General features: G+C 64.9%; 16 protein-coding genes. 7 read left to right on the top strand and 9 right to left on the bottom strand.

What is annotated here, in order from left to right:
• Positions 1-10: 10 nt before the first annotated feature.
• The 4 genes from ACZ2HM_RS02155 to ACZ2HM_RS02140 all read right to left on the bottom strand — a co-directional run bounded on the left by ACZ2HM_RS02155 (position 11) and on the right by ACZ2HM_RS02140 (position 5165).
• On the bottom strand, positions 11-1534 hold the full coding sequence (locus tag ACZ2HM_RS02155; protein ID WP_470426106.1) for an XrtA system polysaccharide chain length determinant: 1524 nt from the start codon (positions 1532-1534) through the stop codon (positions 11-13).
• Between the two features lies 1 nt (position 1535).
• Positions 1536-2180: an XrtA/PEP-CTERM system exopolysaccharide export protein gene (locus ACZ2HM_RS02150; protein ID WP_069064870.1), complete on the bottom strand. Its 645-nt coding sequence runs from the start codon at positions 2178-2180 to the stop codon at positions 1536-1538.
• A gap of 133 nt (positions 2181-2313) precedes the next feature.
• Positions 2314-3546, bottom strand: a complete 1233-nt coding sequence (locus ACZ2HM_RS02145) for a pyridoxal-dependent decarboxylase, exosortase A system-associated (protein ID WP_470426105.1) — start codon at positions 3544-3546, stop codon at positions 2314-2316.
• Positions 3547-3620: 74 nt separating this feature from the next.
• Complete coding sequence (locus ACZ2HM_RS02140; RefSeq protein ID WP_470426780.1) at positions 3621-5165, bottom strand: acyl-CoA ligase (AMP-forming), exosortase A system-associated; 1545 nt, start codon at positions 5163-5165, stop codon at positions 3621-3623.
• A 50-nt stretch (positions 5166-5215) separates the two neighbouring features.
• Between ACZ2HM_RS02140 and ACZ2HM_RS02135 the strand changes: the two genes are divergently transcribed.
• Positions 5216-6220, top strand: a complete 1005-nt coding sequence (locus tag ACZ2HM_RS02135; RefSeq protein ID WP_470426104.1) for a GNAT family N-acetyltransferase — start codon at positions 5216-5218, stop codon at positions 6218-6220.
• Positions 6221-6247: 27 nt separating this feature from the next.
• Complete coding sequence (locus ACZ2HM_RS02130; protein WP_470426103.1) at positions 6248-6538, top strand: phosphopantetheine-binding protein; 291 nt, start codon at positions 6248-6250, stop codon at positions 6536-6538.
• A gap of 96 nt (positions 6539-6634) precedes the next feature.
• Here ACZ2HM_RS02130 and trxB read toward each other — a convergent pair whose 3' ends face one another.
• The gene (trxB, locus tag ACZ2HM_RS02125) at positions 6635-7597 is read right to left on the bottom strand and encodes a thioredoxin-disulfide reductase (RefSeq protein WP_037475172.1); all 963 of its coding nucleotides are present in this window, start codon (positions 7595-7597) and stop codon (positions 6635-6637) included.
• Between the two features lie 440 nt (positions 7598-8037).
• Here trxB and ACZ2HM_RS02120 point away from each other — a divergent pair, with 440 nt between their 5' ends.
• Genes ACZ2HM_RS02120 through dxs form a run of 5 tightly spaced genes read left to right on the top strand, consistent with a single transcriptional unit; the run spans position 8038 to position 13094 of the window.
• Complete coding sequence (locus tag ACZ2HM_RS02120; protein ID WP_470426102.1) at positions 8038-8460, top strand: iron-sulfur cluster assembly scaffold protein; 423 nt, start codon at positions 8038-8040, stop codon at positions 8458-8460.
• Positions 8460-10274: a cation:proton antiporter domain-containing protein gene (locus ACZ2HM_RS02115; protein WP_069064877.1), complete on the top strand. Its 1815-nt coding sequence runs from the start codon at positions 8460-8462 to the stop codon at positions 10272-10274. Before ACZ2HM_RS02120 ends, ACZ2HM_RS02115 begins: the two co-directional genes overlap by 1 nt.
• On the top strand, positions 10271-10597 hold the full coding sequence (locus ACZ2HM_RS02110) for a DUF423 domain-containing protein (protein WP_069064878.1): 327 nt from the start codon (positions 10271-10273) through the stop codon (positions 10595-10597). The genes ACZ2HM_RS02115 and ACZ2HM_RS02110 overlap by 4 nt, the downstream gene beginning before the upstream one ends.
• A 45-nt stretch (positions 10598-10642) precedes the next feature.
• Positions 10643-11110 carry a Fur family transcriptional regulator gene (locus ACZ2HM_RS02105; protein WP_037475183.1) on the top strand — a complete coding sequence of 156 codons (468 nt, stop codon included), beginning with the start codon at positions 10643-10645 and terminating at the stop codon, positions 11108-11110.
• A 58-nt stretch (positions 11111-11168) separates the two neighbouring features.
• Positions 11169-13094 carry a 1-deoxy-D-xylulose-5-phosphate synthase gene (dxs, locus tag ACZ2HM_RS02100; protein WP_069064879.1) on the top strand — a complete coding sequence of 642 codons (1926 nt, stop codon included), beginning with the start codon at positions 11169-11171 and terminating at the stop codon, positions 13092-13094.
• A gap of 54 nt (positions 13095-13148) precedes the next feature.
• Here the strand turns inward: dxs and ACZ2HM_RS02095 are convergent, their stop codons facing one another.
• From ACZ2HM_RS02095 to ACZ2HM_RS02080, 4 genes are all read right to left on the bottom strand, one after another.
• Positions 13149-13562, bottom strand: a complete 414-nt coding sequence (locus ACZ2HM_RS02095) for a DUF3035 domain-containing protein (protein ID WP_037475187.1) — start codon at positions 13560-13562, stop codon at positions 13149-13151.
• The gene (gene lspA / locus ACZ2HM_RS02090; RefSeq protein WP_037475189.1) at positions 13562-14077 is read right to left on the bottom strand and encodes a signal peptidase II; all 516 of its coding nucleotides are present in this window, start codon (positions 14075-14077) and stop codon (positions 13562-13564) included. The genes ACZ2HM_RS02095 and lspA overlap by 1 nt, the downstream gene beginning before the upstream one ends.
• Before the next feature lie 74 nt (positions 14078-14151).
• A complete protein-coding gene (ileS, locus tag ACZ2HM_RS02085; RefSeq protein ID WP_470426101.1) occupies positions 14152-17127 on the bottom strand; it encodes an isoleucine--tRNA ligase in 2976 nt (991 codons plus the stop codon).
• Between the two features lie 118 nt (positions 17128-17245).
• Positions 17246-18202 carry a bifunctional riboflavin kinase/FAD synthetase gene (locus ACZ2HM_RS02080; protein WP_037475194.1) on the bottom strand — a complete coding sequence of 319 codons (957 nt, stop codon included), beginning with the start codon at positions 18200-18202 and terminating at the stop codon, positions 17246-17248.
• Between the last annotated feature and the right edge of the window lie 30 nt (positions 18203-18232).

Below are 18232 nucleotides of genomic sequence, written 5' to 3'. Positions count from 1 at the left end.
CGCCCACATCTCAAGCCATGCCGCGCTGGACAAATTCGACGACGATCAGCAGCAGGCAGACCGCCGCCAGACCGCCGCTGGCGCCCGCAAACCACTTCATCCGCTGCTTTTCGACGGCGACCTGCGTCGCGCTGACCGCCTGGCTGATCGATCCGGCGACCGGCAGGCCGATGGCGCGTTCCAGACGGGCGGCGGTGGGGAATGTTCCCTTGAGCTGGCCCATGGCGAAGGCGACGCCGACACCCGCGCCGATGCCGACGATCAGCACGCCGAGCAGCAGCAGCGGCCGGTTGGGTGCGGTCGGCGCGGTGGGGACGCTGGGCGGGTTGATGACGCGGAACTGGACCGATCCGGTTTCCGACTTCACCTCGCCACGCAGGCGGATTTCCTCGCGGTCGGCGAGCAGCTTGTCATATTGGGTCTTGAGCACTTCATAGTCGCGGTCGAGCTTTTCTTGCTCCGATGCGATGCCGGGTTCGTCGACTTGCTTAGCCATCGTGGCGTTGAGGTCGGCCTGGAGCTGTGCCTTGCGGGTGGAGAGCGCCTGCACCGTGGCGGCGCGTTCGGCCTGCATCGACTTGATCGACAGATAGGCGGGATTAGGCGTGCCACCGCCGCCGCCCGCGCTGCCGCCGCCACCCTGACGGCGCAGGGCATCGACTTCGCGTTGCGCCGCGATCACGTCGGGATGATTCGCGGTCCAGCCGCGCGCGCGCATCCCGGCAAGGTTCGACTGGGCCTGGCTAAGCGCCGAGGGGCCGCCCGCCGCGCCGACGCCCGGCAGGCTTTGCGGGGTGCCCGCCAGCTGGCCGTTCATCGCACTCAAAGCGCTTTGCGCCTGCACCAGCTGCGAATCGATCTGGTTGATCTCTGTCCGGGCGGCGTCCATGCGCTGGCTGATGGAGCCTGCGCCGGGCAACAGCCCGACATAACGCTGGGCAAATTCGACGCGGCGCTGGTCAGCGGCCTCCATCTGCTTGCCGCGTGCAGCAATTTGCTGGTCGAGGAAGGCGAGGCTCTGCCGGGTCTGGGTGCGGTCGCCGGAGAGATTTTCTTCCTGGAAGATGTCGATCAGCTTTTGCGCCACCTGCTGCGCGATGCGGGCATTCGCACCGTCCGACAGGCTCGAATCAGCCGATACGGCGCTGATGTCGATCATGCTGGGGTCGGCCTGCGCCATCACGGTGATATTTTCCCGCAGCGTCGTGATCTTGGCGGCGACATCGCGCGGGCCGGAGACGCCCTGCGACAGATCGGTTTCGCGCACGACCTTTTCGAGATTTTCGGCGCTCGCCAGCGTGCTGCGCACGCGCTCCAGTTCTTGCTGCGACTGGACCTGGGTGATGCCGACCTTGTCCTCAAGCAGCGACTGGGTGCTGACATAGACCCGCGCCTTGGACTCATAGCTGTTGGGGATCAGCGCCACGCCGAGCCAGCCAAGCATGGCCACGCCCCAAGCGACGCCCAGCGCGATCCAGCGGCGGCTCCATATGCCATGGAGCAGGACCAGCAATTCGTCGTAGAGACCGGCCATATCAGAACATGCTTTCAGGGATGATGATGACGTCGCCGGGGGCGAGCATGACGTTGGCGCGCGTGTCGCCCTTCTTGAGAAGGTCGTTCAGCCGGACCTGATATTCCTTTTGCTTGCCGCTATCCTTGTCGAAGCGGACCAGACGCGCGCGGTTGCCTGCGGCAAATTCGGACAAGCCGCCGACCGAGATCATCGCGTCGAGCAAGGTCATGTTGGCACGATAGGGAATGGAAGCGGGCTTGTCGGTCGCCCCAACGATCCGCACCTGTTGGCTGAACGTGCCGCTGAAATTGTTGACGATGACCGAAACGAGCGGATTTTCGATATATTTGGTGAGCGCCAGCTTGATGTCGTCCGACAGCATCCGCGGCGTCTTGCCCACGGCCGGCATGTCGGTGATCAGCGGCGTGGTGATGCGCCCGTCGGGCCGCACCTGGACCTTGGCCCCCAGTTCAGGATTGCGCCACACGAAGATGGTGAGGTCATCGAGCGGGCCGATGATATATTCCTCGCCCGGTCCTTCCTGCGTCGACACGAAGGATGCCGGGGGCAGTTGCGGCCCGGCAGGCACCGTGGCGCAGCCCGACAGGGCGACGGCGGGCAAGGATGCACCGATCAGGAGCCTGGAAACGGACAGGAAACGCATATTCTCACCTCTTTGTGCGGCCTTGCGCGACCGGCCGCCAAAGAGGGGTGGCAAGGCCGTTCAGCACAGGGCTTCGGACCTCTTCATGCCGTCAAAGGGTAAAGATACCGTTAGGAGTTATGTGCAGAGTAATTCAGCCAAGTAAAACTTCACGAGGACTTGGATGGCCAAGAAAAGCGGTTGGACTGGCCGATGCGCCATAGGCCCCTGCAAGGAAGATGGCAATGAGGTCGCCTTCCTGTACCGGGGGTAACGCCACCTTGTCGCCGAGCCGGTCGATCGGGGTGCAGAGGCAGCCGACGACGGTCACGGGATCGGCCGCCGGGTCCGCGCCGAACCGGTTGGCGATGGCGATCGGATAGTTGCGGCGGACGACGGTGCCGAAATTGCCGCTGGCGGCAAGTTGATGATGCAAGCCGCCATCGACGACGACGAAGGTTTCGCCCTGGCTGACCTTCACGTCGATGACGCGGGTCAGATAGACGCCGCACTCCCCGACCAGCCACCGGCCCAGTTCGATCGCGAAATGGGTAGGTTTGAGGATATCGGGCAGCGTGTCGAGCGCGCTGTCGAGGGCGACACCGATGGGGCGGATGTCCAGCGGGACGTCGCCGGGGAAATAGGCAAGGCCAAAGCCGCCGCCCAGATTGACCAGCGGGGGCGATGCGCCGACCGCTTCGGACAGCCGCGCCGCCAGCGCGAGGGTGGCGGCCTGCGTCTCGATGATCGCCATGGCGTCGAGATTTTGCGAGCCCGCGAAAATGTGCCAGCCGCGCCAGTCGGCTCCGCCGTCGATCATCGCGTGGGCAAGCGCCGCCGCGCGATCGGCATCGACGCCGAACGGCTTGGCCCCGCCGCCCATCCGCATGCCGGAGCCTTTGAGATGGAAGTCGGGGTTCACCCGCACCGCGACGCGCGGGGTCTTGCCGATCCGCTGGCCGATGGCGAGCGCGCGACGCCCCTCCCCTTCGGACTCCAGGTTGATCGTCACGCCAGCGAAGATAGCAGCGGTCAGTTCGTCGTCGCGCTTGCCAGGCCCTGCAAAGCTGATCCGGTCCGGGTCCATGCCCGCCGCCAGCGCCATGGCGAGTTCGCCGCCTGACGCAATGTCGAAGCCGTCGACCTGCTCGGCCATGCGGGCAAGCAAGGGAGCATAGGGGTTGGCCTTGATCGCGTAATGAAGGTGCAAGGCGGACGGCATCGCGGCACGGAAGCGCCGGACCTGCGCCTCAACGATCGCCATGTCATAGGCGAAGAGCGGCGTGTCGCCTGCCTCATCCACCAGGCTGGCCGCGCCATAGCCGCCGATCAGCAACATGCCCTCCTCGCCCGCGAACCAGGGCGGGATCGGTCCCATCGGCTTCATCTGTAAAACCCTCTCAGCTTCATATGTGCTCCTGCGAAAGCAGGAGTCCAGGGCGATAGGTCACCCGCCTCACCCTAGGCTCCTGCTTTCGCAGGAGCACCATGTTGGTGCGTGAGGGCGACTCGATCGGTCTTGCCGTTGGGATTGCTGGGAAATTCGTTCAGCACAAGGATGTCCCTTGGCTGCATATAATTGGGCAGTTCGCTTTTGAGGTGGGCGACGACCGCCTGCGCGACCGCCGGATCGTCGGCGCGGAGCAGCAGCCGGACCACCTGGCCCAACCGATCATCCTTCACCCCCAGCGCCACCGCTTCGGCGACACCGGCGACGGCGACGGCGGCTTCCTCTATCTCGGTCGGGCTGATGCGGTTGCCCGCCGACTTGATCATCGCATCGTCGCGACCGACGAAATAGAGCAGTCCCTGCGCATCGCGCCGCACCGTGTCGCCCGACCAGACCGCCATGCCGCCATAGCGGGAGGCCGAAGGCGCGGGCTTGAAGCGTTCGGCGGTGCGGGCGGCGTCGCGCCAATAGCCCTGCGCCACCAAGGGGCCGCAATGGACAAGCTCGCCCGGCTCGTCATCGTCCGTGACGCTGCCATCGGGGCGCAGCACGAGGATTTCGGCAAAGGGGATCGCGCAGCCCATCGAATCAGGGTGGCTGTCCACCAGGGCGGGCGGCAGATAGGTGGAGCGGAAGGCTTCGGTCAGACCATACATGGGATAGAGGTCAGCGCGGGGGAACAGGGCGCGCAGCTTCGCCACCAGCGGCCGGGTCAGCGCGCCGCCGCTGTTGGTCAGGCGCTTGAGCTTGGCGGCGACCTCCGGCGGCCAGTCCAGTTCGGTCAGTTGCACCCAGAGCGGCGGCACCCCGGCGAGCGTCGTGATGTCGCGTCGGTCGACCAGCTTCATCACATCGCGCGGGGTCAGATAGTCGAGCGGATAGACGCAGCCGCCCGCGGTCCAGGTCGAGAAGAGCTGGTTCTGGCCATAGTCGAAGCTGAACGGCAGGACACAGGCGGTCCGGTCGTCCGCGCCCATCCCCAGATAATCGGCCACAGCGACCGCGCCCAGCCAGAGATTGGCATGGCTGAGCATCACGCCCTTGGGCCGTCCGGTCGATCCGCTGGTGTAGAGGATGGCGGCCAGCGTGTCGGGCGCAGCGTCGGACGGGCCGATCGGATCGCCGCCGCTCATGGCGCAGGCGGCGTCCTCCTCCCGATGCAGATGGCAATCGGGCGGCACGTCGCTGGGCAACAGGCTGTCGAGTCGCGGCGCTGTGCCGATCAGCATCGCGGCTCCGCTGTCGGACAGGATATGGGCGACCTGGGCATGTTTGAGCAACGGGTTGATTGGCACATGGACGAGGCCCGCGCGGGGCGCGGCGAGCGGCATCAAGGCTGCGACCGGCCCCTTGGCGATCCAGCTCGCGACGCGCGCGCCCGGTTCCAGCCCGAACCCGGCCAGCCAGCCCGCCAGCCGTCCCAGCGTTTCTTCCAGTTCGGCGAAAGTATAAGTGCCCGATCGCCCGTCCAGCGCCGGGCGGAGCGAATCGCCACGCAGTAGGACATGATCGATCGGCAGGCTGCCCGCAGACGGGCCTGTCGGGCTTAACTCCATTTCCAGACTTTGCACCTAAGCGTTCCTCTTCTGGTTGCGGAGATAGTCGGTTGCCGACGACAAGGGAATATCACAGCCTGGCCGAAGTCGGGCACGCGCTGCAGGGCCGTGCCGATCGGATGGCCATGCCTTCCCTGTTCGACCGGTTCGACTGGTATGCGCTGCTGCATCAGCATTGCTTTGCCGCCGCGCCGGTGCGCGTGCTGGTGGCGGAGGATATGGGCGTGCAGGCGTGGATGGTCCTGATGCAGCCGGAAGCGCGGCGCGTGTCTGCGCTGGCCAATTGGTATAGTTTTGCCTGGGCGCCGATATTTCTGGGCGACCCCGACGCGGTGCAACAGGGTCGGTTGCTCGATGCGCTGTCGCGGCATTTGTTGGCAGGGCATGGCCAGATGGATTTTTATCCGCTGGAGGATAGTGGCACACTGCGCGCCAGTTTGCGGCGGGCGGGCTGGTTTGCGCTGTCGCGGCCGATGGGGGGGCGCTATCTGCTGCGCCCGGCGGGACGCGATTTCGCGACCTATTGGGCGGCGCGGCCGGGGCGGTTGCGGACGCTGGTGCGGCGCAAGGCGCGCAATAGTCCCTATACGCTCTCCATCAGCGACCGGCTGACCGACGATCTGTGGCAGGACTATGTCGATGTGCATGACCGTAGCTGGAAGGCGGCGGAACCGGGGCTTTCCTTCCTGCGCGCGCTTGCGGAACGGGAGAGCGATGCGGGGACGTTGCGGCTGGGCTTTGCGCGGCTCGACGGGCGGGCGGTGGCGACGCAATATTGGACGGTGGAGCATGGCGTCGCGCTTATTCACAAACTCTCCCATGATCGCGCCCACGATGCCGGGTCGCCCGGCACCTTGTTAAGCCACGCCATGTTTGCGCAGGCCATCGACCAGGATCGGGTCGCGCTGATCGACTATGGCACTGGTGACAATGGCTATAAGGCCGACTGGATGGAGGAGCGGATCGCGTTGCACCGGATCGACGCCTTCAACCCGCGCTTTGCATCGAGCTGGCTGCCGGCGGCGCGGACGGCTATTTCCGCGCTTGTCGGATAGGGCATGAATGACTAGGAAAGCGCCCTTATGCGGGCCAATCATCCTTCGCCGGTCGATCAGGCCGATAGCATCGACCGTCTGACGCGGACATTGCTTCGCGACGTTCTGGGCCTGTCCCAGGAGCGGGTCGATGCGTTCGAGGCGGACACGCCGTTGTTCGGCGCGCTGCCGGAACTGGATTCCATGGCGGTCGCGGGGCTGCTGACCGAGATGGAGGATCGCTTCGATATCCTGATCGAGGATGACGATATAGACGGCGATACGTTCGAGACATTCGGGTCGCTGGTGGCCTTTGCGCGGGGTAAGGTCTCCCAATAAGGTCCGTTCGCTTCGAGCGTGTCGAGAAGCGTTTAGCGTCGCTGAACTCGGCTCTGCCTCGTTTCTCGACTTCGCTCGAAACGAACGGAGATCATTTCATTCGGCCGCCATCGCTTCGAAGTCCGCTTCGGCCAGGAACTTCTCGACATCGAGCGCGGCCATGCAGCCCATGCCGGCGGCGGTTACGGCCTGGCGGTAGATTTTATCGGTGACGTCGCCCGCAGCGAAGACGCCGGGGATGGCGGTGTGGGTGGTGCCCTTGTCGACCAGCAGATAGCCTTCGTCCATCGGCAGCTTGCCGGTGAACAATTCGGTCGCGGGGTGATGGCCGATCGCGACGAAACCGCCGTCGGTGGGTTCATGCGACCGTTCGCCGGTGACGGTGTCGATGAGGTCGACGCCGACCAGCCCCTCGGGCGTGCCGCCGCCGACGAATTTGTCGACCGCCTTGTTCCACAATATCTTGATGCTCGGATGGGCGAAGAGCCGTTCCTGCAGGATCTTTTCGGCGCGCAGCGTGTCGCGGCGGTGGATCAGGGTGACGTCATGGCTGTGGTTGGTGAGGTAGAGCGCTTCTTCGACCGCGGTATTGCCGCCGCCGATCACCACGACCTTCTTGCCGCGATAGAAGAAGCCGTCGCAGGTGGCGCAGGCGGACACGCCCTTGCCCTGCAGATGCTCCTCGCCTTCGACGCCCAGCCATTTCGCCTGCGCGCCGGTGCAGATGACGAGCGTGTCGGCGACATAGACGATGCCGCCATCCCCGGTCAGGCGGAAGGGACGCTGCGACAGGTCGACATCGACGATCTGGTCATACATCATCTTGGCGCCGACATGTTCGGCCTGCGCCTGCATCTGTTCCATCAGCCATGGCCCCTGGATCACATCCTTGAAGCCCGGATAATTTTCGACATCGGTGGTGATGGTGAGCTGACCGCCCGGCTGCATCCCCTGCACCACGATCGGCGCGAGGCCAGCGCGCGCGCCATAGATGGCGGCGGACAGACCGGCGGGGCCGGAACCAAGGATGAGCATGCGGGTCGAGTGGGTGGCGGTCATGAACGGGGCTTTCCGGCTGCGATTCGTGGTGAGGGGAGAGATAGGCGGTGACGGCGCGCAGGCAAGCGATGGATTTGCTTGGGGGGCGGCAAGAAGGGATGTGCGCGGCGCGCCGCTGACGCGACAGGGCGAAGTTCACAATGTCGCAGGCGTGATTTTTGGGGAGGATTCGGGCGAATTGCGACGGGGAAGCCGCCGCGACGCGACGGTGACGCGACAGGTTCGCGCCTGTGACGCGCCGGTTGGGTCACTCTGACGCGGCGGTGACGCGACAGGGATTGACTGGGGTCGGAGGTGGCGGGCGGCTGATGCACCGGCGGGTTAGATCAGGGATTTTCCTACATTGGAAGGGGCCATCAGGATTGCGTGTTGCCGGCTTATTTCCCGCATCCCTATTCCCCGCCTTCACCCCGCGACGATCCTGTCCTACATGGGATGGGATGAGCGCTCCCCTGTATAACAAAGACATATTGCGGCTTGCCGCCAGCATCCCGCACCATGCCCGCTTGGCCGAACCGCAGGCGAGTGTGGAGAAGCGGTCGCCGACCTGTGGGTCGCGGATCGTGGTCGATGTGGCGATGGCGGATGGGCGGTTGGCGCAGATAGGGCTGGACGTAAAGGCCTGCGCGCTGGGGCAGGCTTCGGCGTCGCTGATGGCGGCGCAGGCGATCGGGATGAGCGCGGATGAACTCGCCGAGGCGCGCGACAAGTTGACCGCTTATCTGTCGGGCGCGAGCGAGGATCTGGATTTCTGGCCGGGCCTGGCGGTGCTGGCCCCGGCGCGCGGCTATCCGGCGCGCCATGCGTCCATTCGGCTGGGTTTTGAAGCGATAGCCGAAGCCGCGCGGATGGCGGACGCCTGATGCAGAGCGTGCCTGCCCCCCTGCCCGTTCCGGTCAGCGCCACCGACATGCTGTTGTCGGAAGGCGTCATCCTGCTGGGGGCCGCCGTCCTGTTCGTCCTGCTGTTCCGCCGGTTCGGGCTGGGTGCGGTGTTGGGCTATCTGGTGGCGGGTGCGCTGGTCGGGCCGCAAGGGCTGGGGCTGGTCGGCGGCGGCGAATCGAAGCTGGCGATTGCTGAAATCGGCATCGTGCTGCTGCTCTTCCTCGTCGGCCTGGAACTGCATCCGGCGCGGCTGTGGCGGTTGAAGCGCGACATTTTTGCGCTGGGGCTGGCGCAGGTGGTGTTGTGCGGTTGCGTACTGACGGCGATCATCTTCTATTCCACCGGCTTCACCTGGGGCGCGGCGATCGCGCTTGGCCTGCCGCTGGCGCTGTCGTCCACGGCGCAGGTGTTGCCGGGGTTGAAATCCAGCGGCCGGATCAACTCGCCCTTTGGTGAGAAAGCCTTTTCGATCCTGCTGTTTCAGGATCTGTCGATCGTGCCGCTGATCACGATCATCGCCGCGCTGTCGCGCAATCCTGCCGATGCGGCCGGGCCGCCGGGATGGGTGTTGGCGGGCTATACGGTCGCGGCGATTGCGGGCCTCGTGCTAGCGGGGCGGTTCATCCTGCGGCCCTTGCTGGGGCTGGTCGGGCGGCTGGGCGAACGCGAATTGTTCGTGGTGGTGGGGCTGTTCACCGTGCTGGCGGCGGCGGCGCTGATGCACAGCCTGCATCTCTCGACCGCGCTGGGGGCGTTCGTGGCGGGCGTGATGCTGGCCGATTCGCCCTATCGGCATGAGATTGAAGCCGATGTCGAACCCTTCCGCTCGATCCTGCTCGGCCTTTTCTTCCTGGCGGTCGGCATGGTGCTGGACCTCAAGACCGTCGCGGCCAATCCGGTGTTCGTCATCGGCATGGCGCTGATTTTGGTGGCGACCAAGGCGGCGATCATCGCTGGCCTCGCGCGATTGTTCGGCATGGACTGGCGACCGGCGCTGGGCGCGGGGCTGCTACTCTCGCAGGGCGGCGAATTTGGATTCGTGCTGTTTGCGCAGGCGCAGAGCGCGATGCTGATCGCGCCCGAAGCGTCGAGCCTGTTCAGCGCGATCGTCACCTTCTCCATGGCGACGACGCCGTTCCTGATGCTGTTCGCTCGCCGGTTCGAGTTCGCCGCGTCGCGCGATGGCGCTGACCTGCCCGGCCCGGACGAGGCACCGCGCGGCACCGCGATCATCGTTGGCTATGGCCGATTCGGGCAGACGGTGGCGCAAATGCTGATCGGCCATGGCTTTGCCGTCGTGTCGATCGACAAGAAGCCCGCCCAGATCGAAGTGTCGCAGCGGTTCGACACGAAAGTCTATTATGGCGATGGCACGCGCATCGACCTGCTCCATCGCGCCGGGGCCGACGATGCCCGGCTGATCGCCTTCTGCATCGACGATCCTTCGCTCGACAGCCGCGCGCTGCAGCCGATCGCCGAGGCCTTTCCGCAGGCCGCGCTGATGGTGCGGGCGTTCGACCGCAGGCAATTGCTGGCGCTGCAGAATATGGACCTGGCCGGGGTGGTGCGCGAAGTCTATGAATCGGCGATCTGCATGGGGGTGCAGGCGATGCAGGCGCTGGGCGTGCCCGACGAGGAAGTCGAGGAGGTCGAGCGCCAATATCGCGCCAATGACGAACAGCGGCTGGCGTTGCAGATCGAGCATGGTGACCTGATCGCGGCCAAGGATCTGATCTACCGCCCCGGCAAGGGGATGCGGCTGCTGACCCGCGGCGATGGAGAAAAGACATGATTGCTGTTCTGGCGGCCCTGTCCGCTGCGCTCGCCATTGGCGCGGGCGCGTTCGGCGCGCATGGCGTGAGCGATCCCAAAGCGGTGGAATGGCTGCGCACCGGTGGCACCTATCAATTGATCCATGCCGTCGCGGCGATCGCGATCATGGGCGTGGCGCGCGGGGCGGCGGTGCTGCTGCTGATCGGCGCGGCAATCTTTGCGTTGACGCTCTATGCCATGGCGCTGGGCGCGCCGCGCTGGCTGGGGGCGATCACGCCGATCGGCGGCGTGCTGATGATCGGCGGCTGGCTATGGGCGGCATGGCAGTTCGGGCAGCGCTGACAGCCTGCCCTTGCCCCCGGCCCCGCCCCGGCCTAGATTGGTCCGATGGCCGACCATAAACATCATCATATTGAGCCGACCGGCACCAAATTGGCCGACGCCGCGCGCCGCACGCTGGAAGCCCAGAGCGAACAGTGGACGCCGATGCGCGCCGCCATTTTCGATGCGCTGTCGGCCGAGGAAAAGCCCGCATCCGCCTATGACATTGCCGATACGGTGTCTAAGGCGCGGGGCAAGCGGGTGGCGCCCAACAGCGTCTATCGCATCCTCGACCTGTTCGTGACGAACAATATCGCGATGCGGGTGGAAAGCGCCAACGCCTATATCGCCAACGCGCATCCGGGCTGTCATCACGACTGCATCTTCCTGGTGTGCCGCAATTGCAAGCAGGCGACGCATCTGGATGACGACAAGGTGACCAACCAGGTCCGTGCCGTCGCCGAGCAGGAAGGCTTCAAGCCCGAACGACCGGTCATCGAGATATTGGGCACCTGCGCGAAATGCGCGGCGTGACCGCGGCTTTACGCCGTTCGCCCACCCGCTCCAGCGCCTATATGAGTCTATCCCTTTCATGAATGATCGCCCGCAAACGCCGTTGCTCGACCAGGTTATCTGGCCTTCTGACCTGCGCACCCTGAAGCCCGAACAGTTGCGGCAGCTGGCCGATGAATTGCGGCAGGAAGTGATTTCCGCCGTGGGTGTGACGGGCGGCCATCTAGGGTCGGGGCTGGGCGTGGTGGAACTGACCACGGCGATCCATTATGTGTTCGACACGCCGCGCGACAAGCTGGTGTGGGATGTCGGCCACCAATGCTATCCGCACAAGATATTGACCGGGCGGCGCGACCGCATCCGCACCTTGCGCCAGGGTGGCGGGCTGTCGGGCTTCACCAAGCGGGCCGAATCCGATTATGATCCGTTCGGCGCGGCGCATAGCTCGACCTCGATCAGCGCCGCCTTGGGCTTTGCCATCGCCAATCAGATGCAGGACCGGCCCGGCAAGGGCATCGCCGTCATCGGCGACGGCGCGATGTCGGCGGGCATGGCCTATGAGGCGATGAACAATGCGCAGGCGGCGGGCAATCGGCTAGTCGTCATCCTGAACGATAATGACATGTCGATCGCGCCGCCGGTGGGCGGCCTTTCGGGCTATCTCGCGCGGCTGGTGTCGAGTCGGGAGTTTCTGGGGCTGCGCGATCTCGCCAAGAAATTGGCACGCAAGCTGCCCCGGCCGCTGCACAATGCGGCGCGCAAGACCGACGAGTTTGCGCGCGGCATGGCGATGGGCGGCACCTTGTTCGAGGAACTGGGCTTTTATTATGTCGGGCCGGTCGACGGTCATAATCTCGACCAGTTGATCCCGGTGCTGGAAAATGTGCGCGACGCGGCCGAGGGGCCGTGCCTAGTCCATGTCGTGACCAAGAAGGGCAAGGGCTATGCCCCGGCCGAGGCTGCCGACGACAAATATCATGGCGTGCAAAAGTTCGATGTGGTGACGGGCACGCAGGCAAAAGCCCCGCCCGGCCCGCCAAGCTACACCAATGTCTTTGCCCAAGCGTTGATCGCCGAGGCGCAGCGTGACCCGAAGTTGTGCGCGATTACCGCGGCCATGCCGTCGGGCACCGGCCTCGACAAATTCGCCCTCGCCTTCCCCGATCGCATCTTCGACGTCGGCATTGCCGAGCAACATGCGGTGACCTTCGCGGCGGGGCTTGCGGCGGAGGGGATGCGGCCCTTCTGCGCCATTTATTCGACCTTCCTGCAGCGCGCCTATGACCAGGTGGTGCATGATGTCGCGATCCAAAACCTGCCGGTGCGTTTCGCGATCGACCGGGCCGGGCTGGTCGGCGCGGATGGATCGACCCATGCGGGCAGTTTCGACGTCACTTACCTCGCCACCCTGCCCAATATGGTGGTGATGGCGGCGGCGGATGAGGCCGAATTGGTGCATATGACGCATACCGCCGCGATGCATGATAGCGGGCCGATCGCGCTGCGCTATCCGCGCGGCAATGGGACCGGGGTGGCGATGCCACAGACGCCTGAACGGCTGGAAATCGGCAAGGGCCGGATCATGCGCGAAGGGCGGCAGGTGGCGATCCTGTCGCTCGGCACGCGGTTGGAGGAGGCACTCAAGGCCGCCGAGGTGCTGGAGGCCAAGGGGCTGTCCACCACCGTTGCCGACCTGCGCTTCGCCAAGCCGCTCGATGAAGCGATGATCCGCCGGTTGCTGGCGACCCATGAGGTTGCCGTGACGATCGAGGAAGGTGCGATCGGTGGCCTTGGCGCGCATGTGCTGACGCTGGCGAGCGACCTGGGGCTGACCGATGCGGGGCTGAAGATCCGCACCTTGCGCCTGCCCGACATTTTCCAGGATCAGGACAAGCCCGAAAAACAATATGCCGATGCGCGGCTGGATGCCGATGCGATCATTGACACGGTGTTGACCGCGTTGCGGCATAATAGTGCGGGGATTGGCACGGAAGCGCGGGCTTAACGCCCGCGCCATGCTGCAATGAAAAAGGGGCCGATTGGCCCCTTTTTTTGTCGCTTACGGTTGCGGCGTTACCGCCCTGGCGTCCTGGCCGTCGCCTTCGGGGGCGGCGATGATGTCGCGGGTGGTGGCGCCCTTTTCCACGACTTCGGTGGCGGGGTCACCGGCCGAGGAGCGGATGCCCGCTGCCGCATTGGCGCGGCCGGCAGCGTCGAGTGTCGCGGTTTCGGTAGCGCTGCGCTGGGCGGGGCCGCCAAACATGGCGTCCATCGCGGCCTTGCCCGAATCAACCGAGGCGGCCGACGGGGAGCCGGGCGCGGGCGGAACCAGCGCGAAATCAGGCGGGATTACCAAAGGCGCCTGGCGCGACACGGCGAATTCGTCGGGGCGCTCGCGGTTGAACAGGCCACCGCCGCCGCCACAGGCGGACAGGGTGGTGAGCAGACCAGCGGCGAGGATCAATTTACGCATTACTTCAAAGTCTCCGTCTTTGCGTCCTTGTCGCGCAGCAGCAACGCCCGCGCAAGCAGGATCAGCACCCCGATGGTGATGGCCGCGTCGGCCAGGTTAAAAATCAGGAAGGGCCGCCATTCGCCAAAGTGCAAATCGGCATAATCAATGACGTAGCCGAGCCGCATCCGGTCAACGATGTTGCCGATCGCCCCGCCCAGCACCAGCCCCAGCGCGGCGACATCCTGCCGCGCCTTTTCGCGCCACATCCACACGGCCACGAACCCGGCGATCAGGATGGTCATGCCCACCAGCGCCCAGCGCATCAGGTCGGTATCGGCGTGGAAGAAGCCCATCGAGACACCGCGATTTTCCAGCCAGCGCAGGCGGAAGATCGGCAGGATTTCGATGCCGATATCCGCGCGACTTTTCAGCGCGAGCGGATAGGTGACGGTATATTTGATGAGCTGATCGAGCGCGAGCGTCACGATCGCCACGGTCAGGCCCAGCGGGCGGTGGTTGATGGGGGTGGGCATGCCTGCGCTCTCTAGCCTAAAAAACCGTCGTCATCCTGAACTTGTTTCAGGATGACGACATGGGGAAACATCGCTCAGCCGGCCAGCACCGCGTCGCAGCGGTTGCAGAGCGTGCCGTCGGTGGTGACTTCGGGCAGTTTGCGCCAGCAGCGGCCGCATTTATGCCATGTGCTGGGTTGGACGGTGATGCCATCCCCCTGCCCCATGGTCACGCGCGCGACGATCGCCACTTCGGCGAAGTCGACATCGCCGACCGCGAGCAGTTCGCCCATGGTGACGTCGGCGTCGAGGCTGGACCGGACGATCTTTTCGCGGCGCAGCGGCTCGATCGCTTCGTTGACCTGTTCGCGCTGGGTGCGCAATTCGCGCCATTTGTCGTCGAGATCGCGGTCCAGCCAGTGATGGTCGATCTCAGGCCATTCCAGGAAATGGACGCTATCTTCGTTACTTGGAAAGCGGCTTTGCCACACTTCCTCGGCGGTGAAGGGGATGATCGGCGCGGCGTAGCGGACGAGCGCGTGGAACAGCGTGTCGAGCAGGGTGCGATAGGCGCGCCGCTTGGGGTCGGACGGCGCGTCGCAGTAGAGGCAGTCCTTGCGGATGTCGAAGAAGAAGGCCGACAGGTCGCTATTGGCGAAGTCGAACAAGGCGCGGGTGTAGCGGCTGAATTCGAGCCAATTGTCGCTGTCCGACGCCTTGTCCACGACCGACTTCAATTCCGCATCCAGCGCCGCCAGCCGGTGGAGCATATAGCGTTCCAGTTCGGGCATTTCGGCGTAGGAAACGGCTTCGTTCACCTCATCATAATCGGCAAGAGCGCCAAGCATGTAGCGGAAAGTATTGCGCAATTTGCGATAGGCGTCGGACGAACCGGCCAGCACTTCCTTGCCGATGCGGACGTCGTCGAAATAGTCGGTGCTGGCGACCCAGACGCGCAAGATGTCAGCGCCGCTTTCGGCCATGATCTTGAGCGGATCGACCACATTGCCGAGCGACTTGGACATTTTCTTGCCCGTGCCGTCGAGCGCGAAGCCATGGGTCAGGACCGCGTCATAGGGTGCGCGGCCGCGCGTTCCGCTCGATTCGAGCAGCGAGGATTGGAACCAGCCGCGATGCTGATCGGACCCTTCGACATAGAGGTCGGCGCGAGTGCCTTCGCCATAGCGGGCTTCCACGACGAAACTATGGGTCGAACCGCTATCGAACCAGACGTCGAGAATGTCGGTCACGACCTCATAGTCCGCCAGATCATAATCGGGGCCGAGCAGCGCCTGATGATCGGCACCGAACCAGGCGTCGGCACCCGCCGCCTTGAAGGCGCCGATGATGCGGGCATTGACTGCCGGATCAACAAGATACTCGCCGCTCTTGCGATGGACATAGAGGGCGATCGGGACGCCCCAGGCACGCTGGCGGCTGATCACCCAGTCGGGACGATCGCTGACCATCGCTTTGATGCGGTTGCGCGAGCGTTCCGGCACCCAGCGGGTGTTCTGGATCGCGTCGAGGGCGACGCCGCGCAGGGTCGGGCCGTTGGTCGGCAAAGCCGTCGCCAGCGCGCCGGTGATCGGCTCCAGTGGCGGGAGCGGATAGTCGGGCATGGTGTTGCCGGATGGCTTATCCATGGGGATGAACCATTGCGGGGTGCAGCGGTAGATGATCCGCGCCTTCGACCGCCAGCTATGGGGGTAGCTGTGGCGGAAGTCGCTGGCGGAGAGCAAGGCACCGGCGGCGCGCAGGTCGGTGCAGATCGGGCCGTCCACGCCGTTGAACTTGGTGTTGATGACGCTGCCCTGGCCCGGCAGCCATTCCCAATCGTCGCGGTAGAAGCCCGCGTCATTGACCGCGAAGACAGGGTCGATGCCGAGCTTCTTGCACGCGATGAAATCCTCCTCGCCATGGTCGGGGGACATATGGACAAGGCCGGTGCCCGCGTCGGTGGTGACGTGGTCGGCGGGGAGGAAAGGACGTGGGCGATCGAAGAAGCCGAGTTTCGCCTTATCGTCACCCCGGACTTGATCCGGGGTCCCGCTGCCTTCTGGCGTCGGCGCAGAAGAAGAAGCGGGATCCCGGCTTTCGCCGGGATGACGGAGGGAATTGGCCATGGGGTGGCGCGCGATGGCTCCGGCTAAGTCGGTTCCTTTGCCAGTCCAAACAACTGTCCAACCAGAGCCTTCCGATAACCAAGGCGTTTTACCTGCACGCTCAGCAAAATCATTCCAAAGCTCTGCAGCTGTCAGAATAACTCGGTCACCTGCCCGCATAGCGAGGTATTCAATCTCTTCCCCATAAGCGATCGCCTGGTTCACCGGGATCGTCCAAGGCGTTGTAGTCCAGATCACCGCATAAGCCCCCTCCAATTCTGGAGCATTGGGCGCGTGCGTGATCTCGAACGCCACGTCGATCTGGGTGCTCGTCACGTCCTCATATTCGACCTCGGCTTCGGCCAGCGCGGTCTTCTCCACGGGCGACCACATCACCGGCTTGGCACCGCGGTACAATTGCCCGCTTTCCGCGAACTTCAGCAACTCGCCGACGATGGTCGCTTCGGCGTCGAATTTCATGGTCAGGTACGGATCGGCCCAGTCGCCCATCACGCCCAGGCGCTTGAACTGTTCCTTTTGCACGCCCACCCAGCGGTCGGCATAGGCGCGGCATTGAGCGCGGAATTCCTGGGCGGGCACCTCGTCCTTGTTCAGCTTCTTCTTGCGATATTCCTTTTCGATCTTCCATTCGATCGGCAGGCCGTGGCAGTCCCAGCCGGGCACATAGGGCGCATCCTTGCCGAGCAGCGACTGGCTGCGGACGATGATGTCCTTCAACACCTTGTTCATCGCATGGCCCATATGGATGTCGCCATTGGCGTAGGGCGGGCCGTCATGCAGGATGAAACGTTCGCGCCCGGCGCGCTTTTCGCGCAGCTTGCCATAGAGGTCCATCGCCTCCCAGTGCGCGGCGATCGCCGGTTCCTTTTGCGCGAGGCCCGCCTTCATCGGGAAGTCCGTCTGCGGCAGGAATACGGTGGACTTATAGTCGGGTGCGTCGGTCATGGGGTTCCGGTATCTGCAAACATCCGTTCGTTTCGAGCGCAGTCGAGAAACGCTGGCACGGCGCGTATCGCTTCTCGACTTCGCTCGAAGCGAACGGGGTTAGGAATAGCTGGCCGCATTAGGCGAGGTGGGGCGTTCCCGCAAGGTTTTGGCCCGCAAGGATTTGCCGTGCATCGACGCAGTCCTGGGCAATGCCGTTCATCAGGGCGTCCAGCCCGTCATAGGCGCGTTCGGCATGAAGATAGGCGATCAGTTGCACCGCGATCCGCTGGTCATAGAGATTTTCGGCGAAATCGAAGAAATGCGGTTCCAGCAGCAATTTGGGCGGGTCGAACATAGGCCGGATGCCAAGGTTCGCTGCGCCGTCCAGCACTCGCCCGTCCGGCAGCAGCCCGCGCACCGCGTAGATGCCATAGGCCGGGCGCAGATAGTCGCCCATGTCGATATTGGCGGTGGGGAAACCGATAGTGCGGCCAAGCTTGTCGCCATGCTGGACCACGCCTTCGATGATGAAGGGCCGGGTCAGCAGCCGGGTCGCGGTGGCGCAATCGCCCCCCTGCAATGCGGTGCGGATGCGGGTGGAGGAGATGATGTCGCCGCTGGCGTCGGCGACCGGGGCGACCGCCTGCGTCCATAGGCCCGAAGCTGCGCCGAGTTCTGCCAGCACAGCGACCGATCCGGCGCGGCCACGGCCGAAGGTGAAATCCTGTCCGGTGACGACGCCCGCCACGCCCATATCATCGGCCAGGAGGCGGACGAAGGCCTGCGGGTCGAGTGCGGCAAGCTCCGGCGTGAAGGCGAAGACCAGCATCGCGTCGGCCCCGGCGGCGGCGAACAGCGCCTGCCGCTGGTCCAGCGTAGTCAGGCGGAAATGGGGCGTATCGGGCCGGAACAGGCGCATCGGGTGCGGATCGAAAGTCGCGACGATGACCGGCCGCCCCTCCGCCCGCGCGCGCGCGATGGCGTGGCCGACCACGGCCTGATGCCCGGCATGAAATCCATCGAAATTGCCCAGCGCCATGACGGCCCCGCGCAGATGCGCCGGAACCGGGGCGCTGCTTGTCAACCGCTCCATGGCGCGGCCTATAGGGGGGTGGGATGGGTG

Source organism: Sphingobium sp. KKT206 (assembly GCF_055640555.1).
The sequence above is the reverse complement of the archived record's forward strand: the minus strand, read 5'-3'. Positions and strand labels throughout refer to the sequence as shown.